This is a genomic window from Synechococcus sp. PCC 7502 (assembly GCF_000317085.1).
In the GTDB taxonomy this organism is placed as follows: Bacteria; Cyanobacteriota; Cyanobacteriia; order Pseudanabaenales; family Pseudanabaenaceae; genus PCC-7502.
The window spans coordinates 734096-757450 of sequence record NC_019702.1; the positions used below are offsets into that span (position 1 = coordinate 734096).

A 23355-nucleotide genomic window follows, 5' to 3' on the forward strand; every position below is an offset into this window, starting at 1 on the left:
ACCCTCAAAACTCTATCCCAATATCGTCAGGGAAATTAGAATCAAGTAATTCTGTTAAGCTATAAGGGCAGACATCAGGTAATACTTTTTTGCTAATCGGTGTTTCACTTAAAACCTGTGCTAATCCCAGTCGAAAGCCCTGTAGCAATGCTTTATCTAAGTAAGACTTCAAGCTAGGATTGTCTTGTAAAAGGTCATAAATTTCTTGTCGTTGCAATTGAATTGTTACCTGCCAGCTTCGAGTTCGCTTTTCTGATTGATACTGCCATTTTAAGAGATGTCCGATTAGCAGACCTAAACGATTTCTAAGTTCTTGTTGTTGCTGCTTACCCAAAGATGTGATCTCCTCTATTAAATTGTCAAAGTCTAAATGATCTAGCTTTCTTCGTTGCAAAAGCTCTGTCTGCTCAATTGTCCAAGCGTAAAAGTCTGATTCATATAAATTAGTTTGCATATATTCCTAATTCCTCTTTGTTATAATTATCACATTAAGTTTAGTCCTGATCGCAAGTCCGAATTATCTGACAGGCAATTTCACCACGATTAGCAATTAAGATTTTAAAGAACATAAGTGAATAGTTGATATTATCAGTAGAAAGTCTTGGGCGATAGCGAAAGTTATGGTTCCATTAGAAAATTTAAGTCTGATTATTTATTACAGAATTTGCTATCTCAATAACAGTTTTTTTCTTGCCTAATTTAATTGCAACCGTATATAAATACCCATTCTGCTCCCACGAAACATGGCTGAAATTTCCATGACAATTTGCTCCACAAATTCCCGCAACATAATAGCCGTCTACTCCTTTAGTGAGTGATACAGCACCACTTTCAGAATAAGATTTTTCATAACGCCTAGGTTCAAGATTAGATAAGCCTCGAAGATCCGATATGGATTTTTTAAAACGAATAGCTAAACTAGGCGAACTGGAAGTTAGTTTTTCTCCACTGAAGAAAGCAACATTTGTCTGATAACGCTCTAATAGCCCCCAAGTTATTCCTATAGAATATCTATTAGTATTAGTTCCATAAGCATCTATGTAGGCATAATGTTTTCTATCTTTTAGATATGAAGGAATTGGTACTGTTGAAGGAAAAATAAGCGGCACTTTGGTCATCTTTAGTAACTTGGAGATACATGGCCTAAAAATTGGATCGACTTTTTTTAGTGCTAGCTTTTTATAAATATCTGAGCTATCGCTACAAAATTTGGCATCTTCAGTATCAGCTAATTTCCCAATTTCTTCTAGACTAAATGATTTCAATCGATCTTCAGCGATAGTTTGCTTTTCGGGGATTTGGACTTCAACTTTTGGTGTGTTGTATTTAAGTTGTAGAGTTGCGGATAAAAGTGTAAGGATAACTAATTCTTGTATTTGCATAAAATTATCGCAATAACTCCATAGCCTTATCAGCTTGAGCCACTGGCACAAATAGATGATCGTGGTAGTAAGCTGAAACTGGATTAGTACTAATATTATGCTCGGAAAGTTTGGTGGCGATCGCTGCGATAAATCCTACGGCTTCCAGACTAGAATGCACTGACAGCGTAATCATCCTAAATACCGAGTTATAGGAAAGTGCAGCCTTATCAGCATGTTGGCGGAGCAGAATTAAACTTATACCTTCATCTTCTTGAAATAGGCATACAGGATTGAATTTGATCAGATCCTCCAACTTTTGATTAACGGTACAAAATACATACTCACCATCTCGCAGGACGGGCTGCATTGACTTCAATAATACCGACAGATTAGTTTCACCAGACATTTTTGTATTTTAAGAATCTGCATCCCAAATCAGTAATTGAATCGGTGTAGGATTATAGGCATTGCAAGGATTATTAATCTGAGGACAATTAGAAATCAGGAATAGTACATCCATCTCAGCCCGCAGATCGACAGTGCTACCAGGATCAGAAATTCCATCCACAATCTCTAAAGTGCCATCTTCACTGACAGGAACATTCATAAAGAAATTGATGTTACTGACCAGATCCTGTTTCCCCATGCCATAATCCTTCAGAGCATAAAGATAGTTCTCCACACAGGCATGAAGCCACTTCTTATCCAATCCATACCGCACGGAATTACTCTCCCGACTGCAAGCCCCACCAGATGTGTCATGCTTACCGCAAGTATCATTCAGAACTGTCATTAGAACATTGCCATCACTGGAATAGAGCTTTGTCCCTGTTGTGATAAAAATATTGCCTTGATTTCTAATTGTATCAGGCGCACTATAGCGATCGCTGGTATCCGCCGCATTATAAATCAATACATCCACTGCCTGATTTCCACCTAAATCAACTATTCTCAAGGTTTGACCTTTTTTAATTAATTGCATCCACGGACGACGGGCGGGTAGCACCTGATCATAAATCGCTTCTTTGGGATCGAGTGCTTTAAGTTCAATTGATGTAGCTAACATAATTTAATTCTCTAATTCTCTAAATTTCTCTAAATACGTGGTTTCTATGTAATTAACGGGATAGGATTGATAACTCGGCAAAATAAGCATCAGTATTTTGGAAGCCTCGTACTGCTTCTGGACAACTGGTTCGACAAAGATCGTCACTCATAGGCTCAGGGGAATTCCAAACCGTAACTTTAATGGGACTTGGATCGTAAACAGGATTAGGGTCAAGTACATGGGGCGTATTAGAAAGCACTGCTAATACATTCATCTCAGCCCTCAAGTCAATAAAATCACCCGCCTGCGCTACTTTCTCCGCCCAGATCAAGTTACCATTACCATCCACAGCTACATGGGCAAACCAATTTACATTGGGCATAATATCTCGCTTGCCCATATTCCGCTTTGCTAATGCCAGTAAAAAATTATCACGGGAACTGCGATAAAAACTATCTTCACCATACTTAGCAGAATTCGTAGCAACATTACTACAGCCTGACAAGGTATCGTGATGACGGCAGGTATCTTCTGTAATCGAGAACAAAACTCTTCCCATATCAGAATATAAGAGCTTTCCTTTTTTTAGAAACGCATTAAATTGAATCTTGGCGGTATCGGCGGCATTGTAGCGTTCAATTACGTTGTCAGCATTGTAACAAAGAAAGGAAATACCCCTAGAACCTTCGGGAGCAGCTATTCGCAATGTAGTTCCCTTTTTAATAATTCTTGACCAGTATGTTCCTCCAGGAATTACTTCATCCCAAATAACTAAGGCGGGATCTAGGTCAGTATTAAGATCAAATAGTGGCTTTGTCAGCATGATTTACTCCTTGATGAATTAATTACGAAGCGCATGTCTGCAATAGCGAAAGCCCAGGAAGCCCCGAACAAGTCGCCATTAAGACTCCTGTTGGTTGACTCTCCCGGGCTTTTATCCCGCCGTGTGACTAATTGATCAAATTGATCAAGTTTTACAAAAACTTTTTTTAATTAGCTGCTTCTCTCGGACCAGCCTTAAAGTTGTTTACACCTTAATCGGAACCCTAGAAGCTAATATTTATTAATGTTTTAATCATAATCCTAAAAATGCTAATCACTTCTGTATTCATTAATACATTTAAGATATTTATAAAATATTTGACAAAATTTAAGATTGGTATCTACAGGCACAAAAGTTTTTAGACTAAGTTGATAGGTTACGCCTGTATCTGAACCCATACAATTAAGAGTTTTATAAAAGTTTTAAATTTATAGGTTCAAGTTAAAAATTTGTTTGCTTCTAGGGTTCCGATTTGACTGTCCATTTCAAATGCTGGTCCGAGAGAGGCAGGGTAATTCTAAGGTAGCTATAGAATAATGTTGCTTTAGAGTTACTTACACGGCGGGATAAAAGCCCGGGAGGAGCTTCAGCTGTTGCTGCTGGATGTTTCTTCTGGGTTTTTGTTTTTTAAGATTATTCACCTAACCTAAAATCTCTATGAAATTGCGATCGCTCCTTTCCTCTCTTCTCCTGTTCATTGCCACCCTAACGCTGACAATTAGTTGTACCAACCCCGCAACTAATGTGGAAACCAAACCTCCCGTAGCATCAACTCCAGATAAAGTGCAGGTTCGTCTGGGATTTAGTGCTTGGCCCGGCTGGTTCCCGTGGCAGGTTAGCCAAGAACAAGATATATTTAAACAAAATAATGTAGATGTCGATTTGAAATGGTTTGACGGTTATTTAGAATCCATAAGTACATTAACCGCAGGACAAATTGATGCCAATAGCCAGACTCTAGGAGATACGGTTAGCTCAGTTGCTGGTGGTGCTGATCAGGTAATTGTTTTAACCAATGATAACTCTACGGGTAACGATAAAATTATTGTGCGTAAGGGTATTAATTCCATCGCCGATCTAAAAGGTAAAAAAGTTGCAGCGGAAGAAGGAACAGTTGATCACTTTCTGCTTTTACTAGGACTCCAAAAATCTGGCTTAACTCCTAAGGATATTGAATTTGTACCTTTAGAAACTGGTAAAGCTGCAACAGCCTTTGTGGGTGGTCAAGTCGATGCAGTGGCTGTATTTGCCCCCTTCACTACTCAAGCTCTAAAACTAGCGGGTAGTAAGGAGCTATTTAGCTCTAAGGATTTTCCAGGTTCAATTTCCGATCACTTGGTATTCACGCGTAAATTTGTGGATGCCCATCCTGATCAAGTACAAGCAATGGTAGATTCTTGGTTTGCAACTTTGGACTATATCAAAGCTAATCCTGCTAAAGCTAATGAAATTTTAGCTAAACGGGCAGGCGTATCTCTGGATGAATATAAACAGTATGCTGATGGTACCAAGATTTTTACAATTGAAGAAAATCTAAAGGCATTTGAAGATGGCAAAGATCGAACTTCTTTGAAATTTGCGGCAAGAGAGATGAGTAAGTTTCTATTTGATATTGGTTTAGCTAAATCAACCCCAGATGTAGATAAATTATTTGACGATCGCTTTGTCAAGGCATACGCTCAAAAAGCCAAGAAGGCTTAATTATTGTGGAAATTTAGATTAACTACAAATGCTATGAATGAAAGCCATGAGGAGCAGAGATCAATTAGGGAGTTTATCCGACCCCAAAAAGTTAACTCCAGTGTGTTTTGGCAAATTGCTGAAGATATCCCCCCCCGTTTAAAGATGGTTTTCACCATTACTTCCATTGCTCTTCCTTTTTTGTTATGGTGTGGAGTTAGCATCTTTGGACAGATTGATAGTAAGTTTTTACCTTCTCCTTGGCAAGTATTCATAGCATTTGGAAGACTGTGGAATAGTGGAGAACTGCAAAAAGATACAATCGCTAGTCTATGGCGGGTAGGAGTTGGTGCCTTATTAGTAGCCCTATTTTCGATTCCAATTGGGGTTTTGATGGGGAGTTTTGCTAGTATTCGTGCCTTGCTAGAACCTCTATTCGGATTGGTGCGGTATATGCCTGCTCCCGCCTTTATTCCGTTACTAATTCTCTATTTAGGAATTGGCGAAGAACCTAAAATTATGCTGATTTTTATTGGCGTATTTTTCTTTAATTCTTTAATGGTGATGGATACAGTTAAATTTGTACCAAAGGAATTAATTGAATCGACTTATATTCTTGGTGGGAACCGAACTTCAACCCTATTTCAAGTAATATTTCCCTATGTGACCCCAGGAATTCTAGATGCCTGTAGAATTAACTTAGCCGCCGCTTGGCAGTTAGTAATTGTGTCTGAGTTAATTGCCGCCACTGAGGGACTAGGACGAAGAATTAGCGTGGCAGGTAGATTTCTTAAAACCGATGAAATTTTTGTGGGATTGATTGTAATTGGCGTGATTGGTCTATCCTTTGACTTGTTTTTTCAAGCCATGATTCGCTTTTCCTGTCAGTGGGCAAGCCAAAAACGCTAGGCTTCTAAATTAACTCAGTTTTTCTACCGTGTACTTGATTTACTATGTGCTGGTTTTATGTATTTGCAAATAAAAAATCTCTATAAAAGTTTTCCAATTAAGTCGGGAGAATTATTAGTCCTCAAAGATATAAACATGACGATCTCCCAAGGTGAATATATTTGTGCTGTGGGAGCATCTGGATCTGGCAAATCCACACTGTTACGTCAAATTGCTGGACTAGACCGTCCGACTACTGGGGAAGTCAGAATTGATGGTCAGCTAATTACTGCACCTGGACATGATCGCGGCATGATTTTTCAGCACTATACCCTTTATCCTTGGATGTCGGTTTTAGAAAATACAGAATTTGGACTGAAGTTATTAGGTGTGCCTAAGAAATTACGCCGTGAGCAAGCTAGTTACTATTTAAGTGTGGTCGGATTAACCAATTTTGCCCAAGCTTTACCGAAACAATTATCTGGTGGCATGAAACAACGAGTAGCGATCGCCCGTGCCTTAGCCTCGGAACCCAAGGTATTACTAATGGATGAACCTTTCGGGGCATTGGATATTCACACAAAAGAATCTATGCATGAGTTCATGATTGATCTCTGGCAACGTACTAACATTACAATTTTTATGATTACCCATGATGTGGAAGAGGCAGTATTTTTGGCAAATCGCATCTATGCCCTTGGCTCTCGTCCGGGTACTGTCCGCAAAGAAATTACAGTGGAATTGCCTGATCGCAGCTTTGCCGTTAAGCGTCATCCGATCTTTCACGATTACCGTGATGAATTAATGGAACTACTGCGTCAGCATGGTAAAGAAGCGATGTAGAAAATATGATTTAGATAATCACCATCTTTGAACAATTTGAATTTGCATAAAAATCATATAAAAACATAAAAAAAGGATAGCCCTCAGACTACCCCGAACTTTATTCTAAGTTGTTAAAACTGTAAAAAATTAGTCTATAGACTTACACAGATACAGCTACACGCACAGGAGCAGCATAAATACCTTTAGCATACTTAGCTGCAAATTCATCTAAGGATACAGCCTTAATCTTGCTGGCATTACCGGCAGTACCAAATTGGTTATAGCGATCGGCGCAAACTTTCTGCATATACTTAATAGATGGCTTCAGGAAGTGACGAGGATCAAACTCCGCAGGAGCAGTAAACAATGCCTCACGCACAGCCGCAGTAATTGCTAAACGGCAGTCGGTATCAATATTAACTTTGCGTACCCCATTTTTAATGCCTTTTTGGATTTCTTCCACAGGTACACCATAGGTTTCAGGAATTTCGCCACCGTACTGGTTAATTAATTCTAGTAAATCTTCAGGCACAGAGGAAGAACCATGCATTACTAAGTGAGTATTGGGCAAGCGGCGGTGAATTTCAGCAATGCGATCCATAGCCAAGATTTCGCCTGTGGGCTTGCGGCTAAACTTGTAGGCACCATGACTAGTACCAATCGCCACCGCCAGAGCATCCACTCCAGTTTGATTAACGAAATCGACAGCTTCATCGGGATCGGTTAACAGTTGATCATGGGAAAGTGTGCCTTCAAAACCATGTCCATCTTCCTTATCACCCTTGCCAGTTTCTAAGGAGCCAAGACAACCTAATTCGCCTTCAACGCTAACACCTACAGCATGTGCCACTTCAACCACAGAACGGGTTACTTCCACGTTATACTCATAGCTAGATGGAGTTTTAGCATCTTCTTTTAATGAGCCATCCATCATCACACTGGTAAACCCATGACGAATTGCCGAGAAGCAAGTTGCAGGTCCATTACCATGATCTTGATGCATAGCAATAGGAATATTCGGGTAGGTTTCTACTGCTGCTAGAATTAAATGCTTAAGAAAGTATTCACCTGCATATTTACGGGCACCACGGGAAGCTTGCAAAATGACTGGACTATCAGTTTCGGCTGCGGCTTGCATGATGGCTTGGATTTGCTCCATGTTGTTAACGTTGTATGCTGGGATGCCATAACCATTTTCGGCGGCATGATCCAACAAAAGACGTAATGGGACGAGTGCCATATAGAATTCTCCTAAAGTTCTTGAAAAGTCGGTAATTCGATTAATTAAAATCTTAAGACATTTTGATCAATTCTTAACTATAGATATTTTTCTGCATACAAATTTATGACTGCTATCTCCATCGTCTGGCATCGTCGGGACTTACGCTTACAGGACAACCCTGCTCTGGCAAAAGCAGCCGTAATCCCCAATAGTGAAACCGTAGGAATCTTTATTTTTGATCCAGATATTCTTAAAAGCCCAGAAACTGGTGGAGGCAAAGTTGACTTTATGTTGGGATGCCTCAAGGAACTACAACAGAGCTACAGAGAATTAGGAAGCGAGTTACTATGTTTTTATGGTAACCCTAAAGAAGTCTTAGCCAAGTTGGCACAAGTCCTAAAACCCCAAAGACTATTTTTTAATCAAGATGTTGAGCCTTCAGCAATTAAAAGAGATCAAGCAGTAATCCAAGAATTATCGGCAATTGGGATTGAGGTTAAAGGATTTTTAGATATTGCCTTACATGCTCCACAGGCGATCGCCACCAAATCAACGGGTGAACCATACAAAGTATATAGTCCCTTTTGGAAAAACTGGATTACCCAACCTAAGCCTTCTCCTTTACCTAAGCCCCAAAAACTCCTAGGTTTAAAAAACTGTGATGGACTCGATGCCATACCATTACCCAGTCTTGCTGAGTTAGGATTTAGCCATAATCAAACCATACCTGCATCGGGTGAAGAGATCGCCCAAAAGTTATTAACAGAATTTTGTGACTCTCAAAAACTATATAACTATAAAAAAGATAGAGACTTTCCTGCGATCGATGGCACTTCTAACCTCAGCCCACATTTACGATTTGGTACGATCGGGATCAGAGACTGCTGGGCAGCTACAGTGGCTGTAATGATAGATGCAGAGGCAGATATTACATCAGAACAGGATCAAAGAAATGCTCAAAAATTGGAAGGTATTCAAACTTGGCGACAGGAACTAGCATGGCGGGAATTTTATCAGCATGTATTATTTCATTTTCCCCAACTTAGTCAATCTGCCTATCGTCCCCAAATGCAAAGATTTGCATGGGATCAAAACCATGAATATTTCCAAGCATGGAGTAATGGACGCACAGGTTATCCCATTGTCGATGCCGCAATGCGTCAGTTAAACCAAACTGGATGGATGCACAATCGCTGTCGAATGATCGTAGCAAGTTTTCTGACCAAAGATTTAATCCTTAACTGGCAGTGGGGAGAATTATATTTTATGCAAAAGCTGATCGATGGAGATTTAGCAGCCAATAATGGCGGTTGGCAATGGAGTGCATCCAGTGGCATGGATACTCAGCCTTTAAGGATTTTTAATCCCAGTTCTCAGGCTTTAAAGTTTGATCCTGAAGGGACATACATACGCAGATGGTTACCAGAATTAGTACATTTAACTACTGCTGAATTGTTAAGCGGCAATATCTCTAACTATCAATTGCAGAAATCTAATTATCCTGCTCCTATAGTTGATCACGCTATTCAACAACGCAAATTTAAAGAGCGTTATCAGTTGTGTAAATAATGGATAGCCTGGTAGTGCATCAAAGTAATGTAGCATAGCAAAAAATATAAAATGCTTATTGTGTAGTCATCATAAAGTTCATGGACATAATACTTAGGTATGAATGTCCTAAATGCAAAAAAAACATTTGTAGAGACTTTTGACACGATTTACTATCATCGGCATATAGGTGTAGAAAAGATTCATTTAGTCTTGCAAAGCCAAAGTGAAGGAGTAAGCTTGCGTGGAATTGCCCGATTAAGTGGATTAGCATACAACACAATAGTAAGCATCATTAGGCAAGCCTCGCAGAAAGCTCAAAGGATTCATAATCAGGAGGTTAAATCAGTAGTGATGAAATGTGGTCGTTCGTGGAAAAAACAGAAAAACTCCTTACCAACAGAACTTGAGTCACAAGACTGTTGGATTGGGGTAAGCATAGCGGATAATAGTGGATTGATTTTAGCGGTAAGAGTCGGAAAATATACTGATGAGTAAATCGAGGAAATAGTCGTAAGTACTGAAGGTAAAACGGATTACCAGCATTGGAATACAGATGGATGGGGAGGATATGAGAGAGTATTGACAGAAGAAGTAGAGCATTATAGAGCCTGTTTCATATCTATTATGAGCAAGATTTATGATGCTTAGAAAATGCTAAATCCATACTCAAGTAGCCTAACAGATAAAGAATGGGAAATTATAGAACCATTGCTCCCAAAGAAAAAGCAAACTAGACCGCCAACTTGGACAAAAAGACAAATTTTAGACGGCATACTCTACCAACTCAAAAACGGTTGTAATTGGCGAGATATGCCCCGAGACTTACCACCATTCTCTACAGTGTATCGATACTACAAAGAGTGGAAAGATACAGGTACATTTACTGCGATTATGGAAGCTTTACATGCAACAGCCCGTGAACAGTCAAAAAAAATCAAAATGGACAACTTTAATCATCATTGACTCACAAGCAGTGAAAAATACTTGTAATGCAAGTATAGAATCCAAGGGCTTCTGCTCCTACAAAGCAACTAACGGGATCAAAAGACATTTAGCCGTTGACACTCTGGGATTTCCTTTCTTTACCTATTTAACAAGAGCAAATGTATCAGATGACCAAGGACTGATTGAAATGTTAACGATTAACATTGATTACTTCAAATCGAAGCCAGATGACATTACCCTAACTACGATATTGCTGGATAGTGGTTATCATATCGAAAAATTGACGACTGATTTACAGAAGGTTTATCCTGAGATTATGACTAAGATTAGGTTTGAAATTTCTCCTAAGGTATCAAAGCAACAGAAGGCAGAAAAAGGTCTGTCTGGGTTTGTAGTTGTGCCGACAAGGTGGGTACTTGGGTTGAAAGATGCAAAATCTTAGTTAAGAACTTTGAGAGAACTCTCGTTAATGCTACAGCTAAACTCAATCTTTGCTTTATTCGCTTGATGCTAAAAACAATTGCTACTCATGAGATATGAAACAGGCTCTATATTGGCAAGGATCGTACTCAAAAAATAGAGAGGACTAATAGTATTTTGAGTCAACAGACAGGAAGATTTCATCGACGACAGAATAAATTTAGCAAGCTATGGAAGTGGGCAGAAATTGTAGTGAGATTTTTGGTTACTTTCGTGAATTGGATTTGGGTTGATTCTCGGAAAAATACAACTGCTTCCCAGAGAGCCAACTTAACTACCGAAAAGTGGAATTGGGGTAACGTTTGCTCCTACAGCACTCTATATTGACGCACTACCGATAGCCTTGTATAAATTAAAATTTTATTGATTTTTTATCGATATAAAGTTACTGAAAACTATTCGATCAAACATGGGGCTTGTATAATCTCCACAACCAAGTAAAATTACACCAACACCACACTGCCAACCTAAACCATGTTCAAAAGTATAACCTCAAAGATCATTGCTTCCTGTTTAGGATTAATAACTTGCTTCTGGATCGTAGCTTGTCAACCAGAAACTCCAACTCCCCCTACAGCAACTGTGGCGACCGATCAACTTCGGTTGGGTATCGTCCTTCCTGCCACTGGTGACTTAGCCTCTATTGGCGCACCTATGGTTAAAGGGATTGACTTTTTAATTGATACTGTCAATAACTGTGGTGGAGTGTTAGGCAAACCTATTCAAGTATTTAAAGAAGATGATCGGACGGAACCAACAGCGGGTGCAGAAGCAGTAACTAAACTAGTACAAGTTGATAAAGTTGGAGCGATCGTAGGTTCTTTTGCTAGCAGTGTCTCGACCGCAGGCATTGCCGTAGCAGCCCCCAATAAGGTGGTCATGATTTCCCCCGGCAGTACAAGTCCAGTATTTACAGAAAGAGCAAAAAAAGGTGACTTTGATGGTTATTGGTACCGTACTGCTCCACCTGACACCTATCAAGCTGCTGCCCTTGCTAACTTGGCATATAAAAAGGGATTTCGTAAAGTTTCTACGGTCGTAATTAATAATGACTATGGGGTCGGTTTTGAAAAAGTGTTTGTGGCAAAATTCAAGGAACTTGGAGGTCAAATCTTAAATGAAGCTAAACCAACTCGCTATGACCCTAAAGCTACTACCTTTGAAGCAGAGGCAAGAAGTGCGTTCGGTGGTAAACCTGACGCTGTAGCGGCGGTACTTTATCCTGAAACTGGAGCCCCACTAATCAAATCCGCCTACGAACAAGGATTAACCGAGGGTGTCACAATTATGTTAACCGATGGTGTGCAAACCGAAGATTTTCCCAAGGCGATCGGGAAATCTGCAAGTGGCAAACTGATTTTAGAGGGTGCTATTGGCACCGTTCCCGGAGCTAGTGGCAAGTCCTTAGATACTTTTAGTAAAGCATTTACCGCAAAGACTAGTGAGTCCGTAGGAGCATTTGTTCCCCATTCTTACGATGCTGCTGCCTTAGTAGCACTTGCGGCTGAATCTGCTAAAAGTGGATCGGGCGAGGCAATTAAGTCTAAAATTCGTGAAGTTGCTAACCCTCCTGGTACCGAAGTTACAGATGTATGCGAAGCTTTAAAATTGGTTAAGGCAGGGACAGAAATTAACTACCAAGGGGCGAGTGGTAATGTTGACCTTGATGAACTTGGTGATGTGAAAGGTAGCTATGATGTATGGACAGTTGAACCAACAGGTAAAATTAAAGTAATTGATAAGGTATCCCCATAAAGAATATGGCACTAGACATTCAAGCGGCACCTACAGGTGATGTTGTATTGTACTTACCCTATTGTAAAAGGGAGCAGCAACAGGCATTACCCTACGCTATTAGCCTTTATAAAGTTGGCAACTTACAAGGGGAAAGGCAAGTAGAGGGGGCTCCATCCGTTCCTTTCTCTGCTTTTTGGAAGGTTTCAACTTTACCTGTAGACCCCATTATTTGTACGGTTATATTCACAAATGAAGTAAATGAAGAATACAAATATGAACTGGAGATGCAAAGTCTTGAACTTGTAAGGTATTTAATTGAAGTTATCCTTGTAGATCGAGAAACACAGATAGTCGATTTTCCCCAAGCTTTTTACGCAAAATTATTTAGGTTAAAACTTGATGCGTTTGAAGGCAATTAATGTATAATCCTGAGCTTAACAAGGGATTAAATCGAATTACTAAAATTATTACTGAGAGATTAATAAAGTGTCGTACACTACTTCAAAACGTTCTGAAAGACAAAAGCAAATCACCAATATTGATTCGTTGGTTTTAAAAATAGCTAGACAGGTGTATAGGTTGTACCAAGAGTCTTATCCTGAATTACCAACTCCCTACGGCATCGCAGTTAATCGTGGAACTATGACTGGTAAACTTATTTACTCTCATCCTATTCTTTTGCCGACGGAAATCTTTGTGCCAATTGAAATTATTGAATCAAGTGAATATCACTAGTTTGTACCTCAATTGCACTTAATTTTTACTTAAAATGAGGCGATTCTATAGGTTATTTTTAGTTGTTTATTCTCTATTATGGGTATTACCTGCTCATGGGGATACTTCTAGTAAATGTCCAGATTCTTTTCAGGATTTAGCGATCTCCCTTAGTCAAGACTTACCAAGCTATCTAAATCGTACCTACACCAGGCTAAAAATTAATCAGCAAGCTATAGTTGCGAGCTTACCAGACCTTAATCCCTTACCCTTAGTAACTGGTGATAGGAATTTACCTTCGCCCTCACAAATGTTTATATCTGTCTTAAGTGGGAAAGTCGGGCAAACTAAAAGTGAGACTCATCCCTACTGGTTATTTATAGTGAAGACAGAGAAAGGATGGCGGTTAGCAATGGCTTTTACTAAAACTGGTAATGCTCCTATTCAAGATATTAGTGATGGGGCGATCGCTGACGCTACAAGCACTTGGCTTAGGGATCGTTGTCATTAACTTGAGATTGTGAATTAGTGTTAATATTTTAAGTACAAACTACTGCAATTTTAAGTTCATGAGTAAAGTTTATGAATGGTTCGATGAGCGACTAGAAATAGGTGCTCTAGCTGAGGATGTTACGAGCAAATACGTTCCTCCTCACGTTAATATTTTTTATTGTTTGGGTGGAATTACCCTCACTTGCTTTTTAATTCAATTTGCTACAGGGTTTGCCATGACCTTTTACTACAAGCCCACTGTGGAAGAAGCATTTGATTCCGTTCGCTACATCATGACCGAAGTTAATTTTGGATGGTTAATTCGTTCTATTCATCGCTGGTCAGCCAGTATGATGGTGTTGATGATGATCTTGCATACTTTCCGAGTTTATTTAACTGGTGGATTTAAGAAACCCCGTGAGTTAACTTGGGTAACAGGCGTAATTCTTGCAGTTATTACTGTTTCCTTTGGGGTAACAGGATATTCCCTACCTTGGGATCAAATTGGCTACTGGGCAGTAAAAATTGTATCTGGGGTACCAGAAGCAATCCCTATAGTTGGCGGTACACTAACTGAACTACTTAGAGGTGGAGCTAGTGTGGGACAAGGCACATTAACACGTTATTACAGTCTCCATACCTTTGTATTACCTTGGTTAATTGCTGTATTCATGTTGTTACACTTTCTGATGATTCGTAAACAAGGGATTTCTGGTCCTTTGTAGTTTTTAGCTATAATTTAGTTCAAATGGAGAATTTTTATGTCCAAAATCGAAAAACTACCAGATTTGAATGATCCAGTACTTTTGGCTAAATTAGCTAAAAACATGGGTCATAACTATTATGGTGAGCCTGCTTGGCCCAATGATTTACTTTATATTTTTCCTGTGGTAATTTCGGGCTCGATCGCTTTGTGTGTTGGTTTGGCTGTTCTTGATCCCGCTATGATTGGCGAGCCTGCTAATCCCTTTGCTACGCCTTTAGAGATTTTACCCGAATGGTACTTATATCCTGTTTTTCAAATTTTGCGTACTGTACCTAATAAACTTTTAGGTGTATTTCTGATGACGGCTGTACCCCTAGGTTTACTGGTTGTACCCTTTATAGAAAATGTCAATAAGTTTCAAAACCCCTTCCGCCGCCCGGTGGCAATGGCAGTATTTCTCTTTGGTACAGCTTTCACCTTATATCTCGGTATCGGTGCTACCTTACCAATTGATAAATCGTTAACCTTAGGGTTGTTCTAAATTTTTTCATACATATTGAGACTTTAATATTAGAACGTTGGGAAGATTAAGTTAATTAGTCTTCCTTTTTCTTGCGTAAAATTTTTTTTAATAAAGCTTGAATAAGACTAAATCATTAAAGTGAGGAGCAATTATAGTTTAGCAAGACAGATTTAAACTAAAATTTGGGTAGAAGCATCTTAGGGTTAATGGCAAAGAAAATTGTACGAGTTGGAGTAGCAATCATCTGGAATAGCGATCGCTCTAAGATTTTAATTGATAAACGCTTACCCAAAGGCGAATTTGGTGGTTTTTGGGAATTTCCAGGTGGCAAACTTGAGGAAAATGAAGATGCGATCGCCTGTATCCATCGTGAAATCCGTGAAGAATTAGGCATTGAGATTGTAGTGCATGAGCATTTAGTCACCGTAGAACAAAACTATGGCGATCATTTTTCCTTAAATCTAATTGTGCATCAGGCAGGCTATATTAGTGGTGAGCCTCAAGCTTTAGAATGTGCCGAGATCAGGTGGGTAGGTTTGCATGAACTACATGAATACGCCTTACCCCCTGCTAACTCTGAAATTGTGGAGGCATTACTTAAACTTGGCTAATACCTGCACTAATTTGGGTAAATATAAATCCACATACTGTGACCATCCCACCACCACATCCTGTTGATGTGCCAAATTAACTGGATCAATGACATCGGGCTGATATTGAATTACTGCCCCATCTAAATCACAGACAGTTACACTTGCAAATTTTGCCATTGCCATCGGTGCCACGGTATCCCATAGTTTCACCCGCCGATTGAGATAAAAATATAGTTCGGTATTACCCATCAGCACTTCCATGACCTTTAAGCCAAATCCGCCCATATTATAGAATTCAGTTTCAGGAGCTAAGTTTTGGATTTCTTCACCATATTTACGTTGATCTTTGTCCCCGATTAATAACCTGTGGCGATCGCGCAAAGGCGGAGTTTTCGGAATAAGCTGAATGGGGTAGTTATCTCCCGTTTGGGTAAATAGCCCCCCGATCGCACTGCCACCATAAAACATCAAATCTCGTTCTGGGGCATAGATCCAACCCATACTTGGCTGATTATGTTCTAATAAACCCACCATGACCGCATAGTTTTCGCCACCAGCAATAAAATCATCGGTACCATCAATGGGATCAATCAACCACAGACGATCATGATCTTGCTGCCAAATCTGCATTGAGTCGGGATTTTCTTCGGTAATGATGCCATCGTCAGGGAACCATGCTTGAAATTGAGCCGTACAAATTTGATCGATAGTGCGATCGACCGTAGTCACATAATCTAAATGCCCCTTTTGGATCACCTCGAACTTATCTTGGCGTAGTTGTTTTGCCTTTTGTCCAACTTGGCGAATAAATGCTCGAACTTGATCAAATTCAGTAATGGGATTCACGGTTTACTCCATGGGAAAGGTGACTAGGGGGAGCATCTTTGGAAAATAAACGAAAATATAGCGATCGCCCCAATTCTTTAATCGGGAAAATTAAATAGGTAAAAGGATTAAAGGTGACAATAATATCTCGAAAATCTCGTTTTGCCAGTCCTAAAATCGCCCAAGCCACAAAATCGGGAGACATAATACCAATGGGGTTGAGATTACTTTTAAATGCCCCTAATACTAACTTACGCACTACACAGGGCGCATCTAACCGCCGTAGGGTAATTAGATCACCCAGGGTACGCTTAGACATCTCATACAAAGGACTAAATGCAGGATTGACTTCAGCTTCAGAGGTATTGATCCAGACTTCTTTCAGTGCTTTATGTTTGGATTGCTGTACCGTCTCAAAAAATATCTCCATCAGTCTCCATGCCGAGAATGTATTAATCTCAAAGGATTTTTGAATTGCCTCAGGGGTGCGATCTCCGTGGGCATTAGCACCATGATTAATAATTAAAATATCAACTTTTTGTAAGCGTTGAGTTAATTCCGCTTCGTGACCCACTGACCATTTAACTACTTCCACATTTTCGCCGAATTTCTCGCCAAATTTAGGGTCACTACTAGTTAAAGCAATCACCCTTGCTCCTTGAGTTTGTAACTGAGCTACAAGCGATCGCCCCAAAGACCCATTGGCACCAGTCACAGCGATAGTTTTACCTTTTAATGCCAAAGCTGTACCTAAAAGCTTATCTATTAATGTAAAGGTACTGCAAAAATATGCCTCGCCGCGATCAAAATGATGCCGCCAGTGATAGGTGCGGTTTACTGTCCACTCCGTTGGAATTGTGGTTAAATCTCCGGGTTTATGGGTTAAATCCGTCGCCAGCAACCATCCTCCTGCCCTAGCGATACTAGTAGTGAGAAATAATAAAGAATAAAGACAGCCAATTACTAAACCGTAACTCTGCCCGAACCAGTAACCTAAATAGGCGATCGCCCCTGTCAAGATCACCATTACCATAGCTTCAGGAACGTCATTATGCCACTGTGCCTGACGGTATGCTTCAATGCTAACCATACTTAGATCAGCGCGATAGGCTTTATGGTGTAAAAGATGCCCTGCTTGAAGGGGCTGCCAGTAGTGACCAGCAATGTGATATAAGTCACGAATAACTTCGGCTATGACTATGGAAACAACAGCTAAAATTAACTCTACAGAGTAATTCATGAGTCTAAATACGGCTTAACAATCGCTTCATGATTCTACATCTTTAGTAGGAGGATTAATCACCTTGGGTAAACAATCCGAATAACTGTGGTGCTGCTCAACTAAATTACGCTGGGAGTTTCTACTACTTCTAATGTTCCAATATTGGGAAAAAAACGCCCAACTGTAGCGGCATATTGCAGATAGCGATCGCCATGCACCTTAATTAAGGCTGCTTCTTCGTAACGAGTTTGCAGAGAAATTAATAAAGTAAATTGACACCAACCCATCACTAGCCAAGGGCAGGGAGTTAAAAGTAAATATGCCCCTAAAGTGGTAAGCATGCCTGTGTAAATGGGATTACGGCTAAATTGAAATAAGCCACTTGTTACTAATCCAGTGGGTTGCGGATCAACTCCCATCCGCCACGATAACCCCATTTGTGCCTGTCCTGTAATTGTCAACCCTAGACCTAAGCTTAAAACTACCCAACCGATACTTTGAATTGTTACAGGTAGTTCCCATACTCCTAAAGCTGAATCACCTAGAACTGCATAGAAAATTGCCCAAACACAAAAAGCGGTCATGTAAAAGGCGATCGCTGCTCCCACTAGTTTTTGAATCGGATCACGGTTACGGCTAAATGCCATGGCAAAGGTTCCAGTTTGCAACCATAGTCTTACTAAGGGTAAAACAAAACCACTTAAAAAAAAGATCAGTACACTTACAGGCACTAAGGAATTAGTCATTATTTTTGTCAGTATTTTCAATAATTATTTAATTAAGTGAATTTAATTTAATGGGTTTAATGATCACAACAGATAATTTTCCATACTAATTTGTGCTTGAATCTGATTAGCTGTAGTACAGAAGCCTGCAATCAGGATAACTTCGACCCCTGAACACAAAATAGCTCCTGACACCTTCTGGGGAATTGCGCCGCCAATAAACATAACTAGGCTAGATACAAATAACCAGGGAAATCCTAATTGTTGCCAGATCAGCCCACCAATAATCCCCACAATAATTGTCGTTATAATCGATGCTACGGGAAGGCATTTGTAAGCACTATTGGTGTAGCGGAGGATGGCATGATCCCAAACCGCCTTGGGCTTAAACTCTTTGTAGTAGGTTAAAACTTCGGCTGTAATTAATACGAGTGTTGCCAACCATACCCCCACTACGATAACTGGCTGAGATGCCCATCCTAAACCCGATTGATAGCAAAAACTAAAGGCAGCAATTACGGAAAGCGGAGTTAAAAGAACATGACCAAAAAAACGAGGCTGACTCAGCAACAGCAATATTTCTCCTTCCCCAATCCATCGCCCGATGCTGACAATAAAGTTATCGTAGGTAATAGCTACAATAATAATCATCAAAACAACCAGACCTAGTTGATGGGACTGCTGATAGAGTAAGAAAGTCCAACCCAAAAGAACTAGATGGCATATAGTAAAAATTGGAAAAAGAACCGCTGCCATGTTTAATCCTTAAATTTTGTAAAATCTGGGAACTATTGCTTTATACCTTATCAATCAATTTTTAAGCAATATCAAGAATCACAAAAAAAATAAACTTTATATTTTCATTACATTTTTGCCAAATTTGCCTAGTAATAGCTATTTCTCAGCTTTAAATCTTAATTTTTATATTAAAGAAACAATACTTTTTGTAACGAATTGCAAATCAAAAATAACTAGCAAGTTTAAACAATAAATCATTAAGAAATTATGAATAAATAGCGATCGCTACAAAACTCTTAAGAAATTCCACAAACTTAAAATTGCTGCATTAGAATTGCTGCTAACGTAATTCCAAAATTAACTGTAAAAATTAATCTTTATTTAATTCTCTATTTAATTCCGATGGTAGCAAGCACTCAACCCCCACAAATTGATACTTCGCAAACGACATCTCAGACCAAAATACTCAAAAATTTCTGGTATGGCATTGAGCATAGTGCCAGTGTTTCTACTAAGCCCAAATCTATAACGTTTATGGGGCATGACTTGGTACTTTATCGCGGTAGTAATGGACAGGCGATCGCCCTAGATGGACGTTGTGTACATAGGGGTACAGACCTAGGTGCAGGTTGGGTGGAAGGTGATTGTATTCATTGTCCCTATCACGGCTGGAAATATGAATCTAACGGTGCTTGTAGTCTTATTCCTGCTAATCAACCCGGTGTAGTGATTCCCCGACGGGCAAAATTACAGTCCTATCCAGTTCAAGAAAAGTATGGTTTGATTTGGCTTTTTTGGGGAGACTTACCACCAGAAGAATGCCCTTCAATTCCCATATTGCCCGAGTTTGATCAAGCCGGTTGGCGGAGTATCCACGGAGATTTTAATTGGGAAGGTCATTACAGTCGAGTTATTGCCAATACCATTGATATGGCTCATGCTCCCTTTGTCCATGCCAGTGCCTTTGGGCGTAAGGATTCACCTGCAGTACAGGCATATAAACTAGAGTCGGGGGCATGGAGTGCCAGTGGTTTTATTACCTTTGAAACTAAACCAGCTTACTCACTTAAATTTATTTTGGGTAACGATCCGCCCGATGGCATTTTTAGGGCGACTTTTTATATGCCTAATGTCTCTAGGGTAGATTTACAATTTGGCAGGTTTCAGTTTGTATTATTCTTGGTGCATCTACCTGTAAGCGATCGCCAAACTATTACCAAATGGCTACATATCCGTAATTTTATTCTGACCCCTTTAGTGGATGGCTTTATGCGGCGAGATGTGGTCAAAACCTTTGTTCAAGATAATCAAGCTGTCAAAATTCAGGCAGGGGCAGCACCCGATGACCTCACAGTCGAAATTCATGCACCCTCGGATGCTTTAGAACTGGCATATCGCAAATTTTATAATCAAGCGGTGGAGATGGGATGGGTTTAAGGAGTTTTTCCCTTTCATTTTCATCTCATGAGGATTGAATTCATGAATCATCTTGCGGAAACCCAAAGTCTTTATTTGCGGAAACATGCGGAAAATCCAATTAACTGGTGGTATTGGTGCGATCAGGCTTTGGAATTGGCGCGATCTCAGGACAAGTTAATATTTCTATCCATAGGCTACTCTAGCTGTCACTGGTGTACGGTGATGGAAGAAGAGGCATTTTCCGATACCGTGATTGCCAACTATATTAACGAACACTTCATTGCGATTAAAGTTGATCGAGAGGAACGCCCTGATCTGGATAGCATTTATATGCAGGCGTTGCAAATTATGGGGGAAAATGGCGGCTGGCCCCTCAATATGTTTTTAACCCCCGATGATTTAATTCCTTTCTATGGTGGTACCTACTTTCCCATTGAAGCTCGCTATGGTAGACCTAGTTTTCTGCGGGTTTTACAATCTTTGCATCAGACCTATACAAATAAACGGCAAGAACTACTAACCTATAAGTCGCAGATTATGCAAAATTTGCAGGCTATTAACCAACTCCAGCCGTCACCTATTCCCCCACAGGAGATTTTAAATCTGGGAGTGCAGAAATGTAGTGAAGTTGTGCAGAATCGGGGACAGGGAAATTGTTTTCCGATGATTCCCTATGCTGATTTAGTCCTACGTCGCAGTCGATTTCAGGATGCGGATATTTTAGGAAGTAAAGCGAAGCAGAGAGGATTAGATTTAGCTTTGGGCGGAATTTTTGATCATGTGGCAGGAGGATGGCATCGCTATACCGTCGATTCAGATTGGACTGTACCGCACTTTGAGAAAATGCTCTACGATAACGGACAGATTATGGAATATCTGGCAAATCTTTGGTCTGCAGGGATAAAGGAAGATGGCATCAAAGTGGCAATTGCTCGCACTGTGGAATGGTTGCAAAGGGAAATGACTGCTGAAGAGGGATATTTTTATGCTTCCCAAGATGCCGATAGCGAAGGGCGAGAAGGAAAATTTTGGGTATGGAGTTATCAAGAACTAGAGCGAATTTTGACAAAATCAGAACTCCAAGCTCTAACAAAGGAATTTACAATCACGCCCGCAGGTAATTTTGAGGGTAATAATGTTCTAAAACGCAGATATGGATCGCGGTTATCATCTAACACGGAATCAGCCTTGGATAAGCTATTTAATCATCGCTACGGTCAAAATTTAGCACGAACGGATATCTTTCCTCCCGCCTGCGATCGCCAAGCTATTAAAAATCGGATTTGGCAAGGTCGAGTTCCCCCAGTTACCGATCCCAAAATGATTGTGGCTTGGAATGCGTTGATGATTTCAGGTTTAATACGGGCATATATAGTATTTGATCAGGAAATTTATCGTCAATTAGCCGTAAATGCGATCACATTCATTTTGCAAAATCAATGGCAAGTTCCGCCTCAAACCCAAACTGCCAACCTTAAAACTAGACTGCATCGAGTTAACTATGGCGGTAATCCTGCGGTTTTGGGACATTCAGAGGATTATGCTTTATTGATCAAGGCACTTTTAGACCTTACCCAAGCCTGCCCTAATAGTATTTACCTTAATCATGCCATACGGGTACAGGCGGAGTTTGATCAATATCTGTGGGATGCCGATCACGGCGGCTATTTTAATACGGATATCAATCCCGATCTGCTAATTCGAGAAAAAACCTACATGGATAATGCTACCCCTGCTGCTAATGGCATTGCGATCGCTAATTTAATTCGGTTGAGCTTACTTACAGAAAATTTAGAATATTTGGATCGAGCAGAAAAAGCCCTTCAGGTATATGCAGGGGCGATCGCTAATAGTCCAATTGGTGTCCCTAGTTTAATCACAGCCCTTGATTGGTGGTATAACCAAACCCTTGTCCGCACCACTAAAAAACTATACCTAGAGCTTCAAGCTAATTACAATCCTGTGATTATACTGCAAGAGGTGAATGAGTTACCCCAAAGAGCGATCGCTATGGTATGTAGAGGATTAGCCTGCCTAGCACCCGCCACTAATATTGATATGTTCAAGTCACAGGTTGCCATTACCCAAACCCGCACTTGATTTTAGATTTGATCCAATACCGATCTGCTTTGGTACCTACCAGATTATTGAAATATTCCAAAAATATACCAAGATTGAGTTAAAAGTTAGCAAGTGTTAACAATCCCATCACTGCCAAAATAAATTTTTAGATATTTCTGAAAATAATTTTCCACAGAGTTTTCCACAACTTTAGCAAAGTTTTCCACAGGTTAACCATGGGTTTCCACAGGTCTAAATTTGATGATCTGATGCTAGCTATGGGCTAAGGGGAAAGTGCGATCAGGGTTGGGGAAAACAATGTAAAGCATGAAAATTATTGCCAAATGTAACAATAACAGCTTGAAAATATCGATTATAAGCTGTCAAGTCCCCTAAAAAGCTCTAAAATCCTACTAGGCGATCGCATTGACAAGCCCGATAATAAGCCACAAAATGTAAAGCCTATTAGCCCATTAAGTCCAAGTCATCATTATGAATTCTAATGTCAGCATTTTGGCGGAAATCCCTGAAGAACTCCATGAAACTCTAAAAAACTATCTTGAAACGCACCCCGACTGGGATCAAGATCGAGTATTTGCTGCTGCCTTATCTTTGTTTCTATTGCAAAATGGGAACTGTGAGACCGTCAACTCATCCAGAAGCTATCGCAGTGCAGCTAAAGTGTACTTGAATAGCCTGTTTCAGCATTCTGCCTAGAATTAGCTTTAACAAGTTAAAGACAAGTTAGAATATTAGCCAGTAAATTTCTGCGAA

Annotated in this window: 28 protein-coding genes and 2 riboswitches; of the genes, 17 read left to right on the top strand and 11 right to left on the bottom strand. The window is 39.9% G+C overall.

The features are described from left to right. Positions 1 to 4: 4 nt before the first annotated feature. The 6 genes from SYN7502_RS03555 to SYN7502_RS03575 all read right to left on the bottom strand — a co-directional run bounded on the left by SYN7502_RS03555 (position 5) and on the right by SYN7502_RS03575 (position 3235). On the bottom strand, positions 5 to 454 hold the full coding sequence (locus SYN7502_RS03555; RefSeq protein WP_015167516.1) for a DUF29 domain-containing protein: 450 nt from the start codon (positions 452 to 454) through the stop codon (positions 5 to 7). 40 nt (positions 455 to 494) lie between these two features. Beyond that, positions 495 to 569: a biotin carboxylase N-terminal domain-containing protein gene (locus SYN7502_RS21280; RefSeq protein ID WP_144050258.1), complete on the bottom strand. Its 75-nt coding sequence runs from the start codon at positions 567 to 569 to the stop codon at positions 495 to 497. A gap of 69 nt (positions 570 to 638) precedes the next feature. Next, positions 639 to 1382, bottom strand: a complete 744-nt coding sequence (locus tag SYN7502_RS03560) for a hypothetical protein (RefSeq protein WP_015167517.1) — start codon at positions 1380 to 1382, stop codon at positions 639 to 641. 4 nt (positions 1383 to 1386) lie between these two features. Next, entirely contained in the window at positions 1387 to 1770 is a 384-nt protein-coding gene (locus SYN7502_RS03565) for an ACT domain-containing protein (protein WP_015167518.1), read from the bottom strand. Between the two features lie 9 nt (positions 1771 to 1779). Then, entirely contained in the window at positions 1780 to 2430 is a 651-nt protein-coding gene (locus tag SYN7502_RS03570) for an urea amidolyase associated protein UAAP2 (protein WP_015167519.1), read from the bottom strand. A gap of 52 nt (positions 2431 to 2482) precedes the next feature. Further along, positions 2483 to 3235: an urea amidolyase associated protein UAAP1 gene (locus SYN7502_RS03575; RefSeq protein ID WP_015167520.1), complete on the bottom strand. Its 753-nt coding sequence runs from the start codon at positions 3233 to 3235 to the stop codon at positions 2483 to 2485. A 98-nt stretch (positions 3236 to 3333) separates the two neighbouring features. Continuing rightward, positions 3334 to 3473: riboswitch (guanidine-I (ykkC/yxkD leader) on the bottom strand. 210 nt (positions 3474 to 3683) lie between these two features. After that, a riboswitch (guanidine-I (ykkC/yxkD leader) is annotated at positions 3684 to 3818 on the top strand. A gap of 74 nt (positions 3819 to 3892) precedes the next feature. Between SYN7502_RS03575 and SYN7502_RS03580 the strand changes: the two genes are divergently transcribed. From SYN7502_RS03580 to SYN7502_RS03590, 3 genes are read left to right on the top strand one after another with little or no spacing between them, the layout of a single operon-like run. Further along, positions 3893 to 4936, top strand: a complete 1044-nt coding sequence (locus SYN7502_RS03580; RefSeq protein WP_015167522.1) for an ABC transporter substrate-binding protein — start codon at positions 3893 to 3895, stop codon at positions 4934 to 4936. Between the two features lie 33 nt (positions 4937 to 4969). Next, positions 4970 to 5824: an ABC transporter permease gene (locus tag SYN7502_RS03585; protein ID WP_015167523.1), complete on the top strand. Its 855-nt coding sequence runs from the start codon at positions 4970 to 4972 to the stop codon at positions 5822 to 5824. 57 nt (positions 5825 to 5881) lie between these two features. After that, positions 5882 to 6646: an ABC transporter ATP-binding protein gene (locus SYN7502_RS03590; RefSeq protein ID WP_015167524.1), complete on the top strand. Its 765-nt coding sequence runs from the start codon at positions 5882 to 5884 to the stop codon at positions 6644 to 6646. A 142-nt stretch (positions 6647 to 6788) separates the two neighbouring features. Here the strand turns inward: SYN7502_RS03590 and fba are convergent, their stop codons facing one another. Beyond that, positions 6789 to 7868, bottom strand: coding sequence for a class II fructose-bisphosphate aldolase (gene fba / locus SYN7502_RS03595; RefSeq protein WP_015167525.1), 1080 nt, complete (start codon positions 7866 to 7868; stop codon positions 6789 to 6791). A 105-nt stretch (positions 7869 to 7973) separates the two neighbouring features. Between fba and SYN7502_RS03600 the strand changes: the two genes are divergently transcribed. The 11 genes from SYN7502_RS03600 (at position 7974) to mutT (ending at position 15609) form a co-directional block, all read left to right on the top strand. Beyond that, the gene (locus SYN7502_RS03600) at positions 7974 to 9419 is read left to right on the top strand and encodes a cryptochrome/photolyase family protein (RefSeq protein WP_015167526.1); all 1446 of its coding nucleotides are present in this window, start codon (positions 7974 to 7976) and stop codon (positions 9417 to 9419) included. A 99-nt stretch (positions 9420 to 9518) separates the two neighbouring features. Beyond that, positions 9519 to 9896, top strand: a complete 378-nt coding sequence (locus SYN7502_RS03605; protein WP_081581039.1) for a hypothetical protein — start codon at positions 9519 to 9521, stop codon at positions 9894 to 9896. Positions 9897 to 10052: 156 nt separating this feature from the next. Further along, a complete protein-coding gene (locus SYN7502_RS03610; protein WP_015168729.1) occupies positions 10053 to 10364 on the top strand; it encodes a transposase in 312 nt (103 codons plus the stop codon). Next, positions 10318 to 10788, top strand: a complete 471-nt coding sequence (locus SYN7502_RS03615; protein WP_371257774.1) for a transposase — start codon at positions 10318 to 10320, stop codon at positions 10786 to 10788. The genes SYN7502_RS03610 and SYN7502_RS03615 overlap by 47 nt, the downstream gene beginning before the upstream one ends. Before the next feature lie 512 nt (positions 10789 to 11300). Then, positions 11301 to 12581, top strand: coding sequence for an ABC transporter substrate-binding protein (locus SYN7502_RS03620; RefSeq protein WP_015167527.1), 1281 nt, complete (start codon positions 11301 to 11303; stop codon positions 12579 to 12581). A gap of 5 nt (positions 12582 to 12586) precedes the next feature. Continuing rightward, positions 12587 to 12982 carry a type IV pilus biogenesis protein EbsA gene (ebsA, locus tag SYN7502_RS03625; RefSeq protein ID WP_015167528.1) on the top strand — a complete coding sequence of 132 codons (396 nt, stop codon included), beginning with the start codon at positions 12587 to 12589 and terminating at the stop codon, positions 12980 to 12982. A gap of 67 nt (positions 12983 to 13049) precedes the next feature. Then, complete coding sequence (locus SYN7502_RS03630) at positions 13050 to 13298, top strand: hypothetical protein (RefSeq protein WP_015167529.1); 249 nt, start codon at positions 13050 to 13052, stop codon at positions 13296 to 13298. Between the two features lie 34 nt (positions 13299 to 13332). Next, positions 13333 to 13788 (top strand): hypothetical protein, encoded by a 456-nt coding sequence (locus SYN7502_RS03635; protein WP_015167530.1) that lies wholly within the window; start codon positions 13333 to 13335, stop codon positions 13786 to 13788. 58 nt (positions 13789 to 13846) lie between these two features. Next, positions 13847 to 14494 carry a cytochrome b6 gene (petB, locus tag SYN7502_RS03640; RefSeq protein WP_015167531.1) on the top strand — a complete coding sequence of 216 codons (648 nt, stop codon included), beginning with the start codon at positions 13847 to 13849 and terminating at the stop codon, positions 14492 to 14494. Between the two features lie 36 nt (positions 14495 to 14530). Continuing rightward, a complete protein-coding gene (gene petD, locus SYN7502_RS03645; protein WP_015167532.1) occupies positions 14531 to 15016 on the top strand; it encodes a cytochrome b6-f complex subunit IV in 486 nt (161 codons plus the stop codon). A 188-nt stretch (positions 15017 to 15204) separates the two neighbouring features. Next, positions 15205 to 15609, top strand: a complete 405-nt coding sequence (gene mutT, locus SYN7502_RS03650) for an 8-oxo-dGTP diphosphatase MutT (RefSeq protein ID WP_015167533.1) — start codon at positions 15205 to 15207, stop codon at positions 15607 to 15609. On the opposite strand, the gene SYN7502_RS03655 is transcribed toward mutT, so the two are convergent. The 4 genes from SYN7502_RS03655 to SYN7502_RS03670 all read right to left on the bottom strand — a co-directional run bounded on the left by SYN7502_RS03655 (position 15592) and on the right by SYN7502_RS03670 (position 19119). Further along, on the bottom strand, positions 15592 to 16437 hold the full coding sequence (locus SYN7502_RS03655) for a 3'(2'),5'-bisphosphate nucleotidase CysQ family protein (RefSeq protein ID WP_015167534.1): 846 nt from the start codon (positions 16435 to 16437) through the stop codon (positions 15592 to 15594). The genes mutT and SYN7502_RS03655 overlap by 18 nt on opposite strands. Next, a complete protein-coding gene (locus tag SYN7502_RS03660) occupies positions 16421 to 17656 on the bottom strand; it encodes a bifunctional sterol desaturase/short chain dehydrogenase (RefSeq protein ID WP_015167535.1) in 1236 nt (411 codons plus the stop codon). Before SYN7502_RS03660 ends, SYN7502_RS03655 begins: the two co-directional genes overlap by 17 nt. A 101-nt stretch (positions 17657 to 17757) precedes the next feature. Further along, entirely contained in the window at positions 17758 to 18384 is a 627-nt protein-coding gene (locus SYN7502_RS03665; RefSeq protein ID WP_015167536.1) for a methyltransferase family protein, read from the bottom strand. Between the two features lie 63 nt (positions 18385 to 18447). After that, entirely contained in the window at positions 18448 to 19119 is a 672-nt protein-coding gene (locus SYN7502_RS03670) for a hypothetical protein (protein ID WP_015167537.1), read from the bottom strand. A gap of 384 nt (positions 19120 to 19503) precedes the next feature. Between SYN7502_RS03670 and SYN7502_RS03675 the strand changes: the two genes are divergently transcribed. The 3 genes from SYN7502_RS03675 to SYN7502_RS03685 all read left to right on the top strand — a co-directional run bounded on the left by SYN7502_RS03675 (position 19504) and on the right by SYN7502_RS03685 (position 23298). After that, positions 19504 to 20538 carry an aromatic ring-hydroxylating dioxygenase subunit alpha gene (locus tag SYN7502_RS03675; RefSeq protein WP_015167538.1) on the top strand — a complete coding sequence of 345 codons (1035 nt, stop codon included), beginning with the start codon at positions 19504 to 19506 and terminating at the stop codon, positions 20536 to 20538. A gap of 42 nt (positions 20539 to 20580) precedes the next feature. Then, positions 20581 to 22620 (top strand): thioredoxin domain-containing protein, encoded by a 2040-nt coding sequence (locus SYN7502_RS03680; RefSeq protein ID WP_015167539.1) that lies wholly within the window; start codon positions 20581 to 20583, stop codon positions 22618 to 22620. Between the two features lie 453 nt (positions 22621 to 23073). After that, complete coding sequence (locus SYN7502_RS03685) at positions 23074 to 23298, top strand: DUF2811 domain-containing protein (RefSeq protein WP_015167540.1); 225 nt, start codon at positions 23074 to 23076, stop codon at positions 23296 to 23298. Positions 23299 to 23355: the final 57 nt, after the last annotated feature.